Annotated in this window: 1 protein-coding gene and 1 pseudogene; both read right to left on the bottom strand. The window is 26.7% G+C overall.

From position 1 onward, the window contains the following. Positions 1-546 (bottom strand): annotated as a pseudogene (locus tag ACOTVC_RS08820) (ankyrin repeat domain-containing protein); the annotation flags it as partial. An 11-nt stretch (positions 547-557) separates the two neighbouring features. Beyond that, positions 558-1,023 (bottom strand): putative toxin (locus ACOTVC_RS08815; RefSeq protein WP_421628379.1); only part of this gene is annotated, 466 nt, incomplete at its 5' end.

Below are 1,023 nucleotides of genomic sequence, written 5' to 3'. Positions count from 1 at the left end.
ATAATTATTGCGTCTAACCCAAAAATGCATAGGAGTCCAACCAAAGTCATCTTCATGCACTTCAAATTTAGCTCCACGATTTACTAGATATTGTATGATTTGAGAATTTGGATTATCAGCGCTCAGTATATAATCATAGATTAAAGCGTTTTGATAAATACAAGGATCATCTTCTACTTTTTTCATTAAAATATATTGATCATTAGCTTCTTTGATATGTTTCATATCACTATGATAGAAATTATATTTAGGATCTTTTAAACTTAAACCATACTCATCAAATAAATAATCTAAAATAGAAAAATCATTATTATTTTCTTCACAAGCAAATGCGGCTCTTAATATCAAATTTATAGGTTCAAATAAAGGATATTCTTCATTTTTATTTTTAAAATGAAGTTCGTAACAAGATATTTTTACAGGATAATCTTTTAAAATATCTTTTACCTTGGCCAAATCATTATCATCTATAGCTTCAAGAACTAAATCTTCTAATTCATCTTTTTGTTTGTAACTCATAGCTTTGATATCTTCTAGTTTTTTCATTTATTTTTCCTTTAGTTTTTTTGTATTTGTTTGTTTTTGTTTAATTCCTCTTCTATATTAGCAGGATTGTTTAAATTTAATCTTTTTATCATGATTTTATTAGGCGCTACTCCTTTTATGTGATGTAGATACATTTCTTTAAAAACTGTTTTTATGCTCCTGTGGAAATGCCTATGGTAGATAAAACCTCTTCTTGCTCCCCAATCATACCGCTCATCAAATTTTGTAAGATTTTTGGTATTTGTTTTATAGTCTTTCTTTTTTTTGTCATCATGATTTTGGATTTCTTTTAATTTGAGTTCTTTTTCATTTTTTGCAGTTACATTACCTCCTGCTATATTCTCTTTTAATTCAGTATAGTGATTACATAAAAATAAATAATCAAGTTCATATTCTCTAGCAAGTTTTAGTTCAAAGCTTATTTGTTCTGTTAAAGCTTGATCTTGGACATTTTTAACCTCTACTAAAGTAGGGTAA

It is taken from the genome of Campylobacter sp. GB48 (genome assembly GCF_049221845.1).
Lineage (GTDB): Bacteria > Campylobacterota > Campylobacteria > Campylobacterales > Campylobacteraceae > Campylobacter_D > Campylobacter_D lari_C.
Note: the sequence above shows the minus strand (reverse complement) of the source record. Positions and strands in the feature narration are given on the sequence as shown.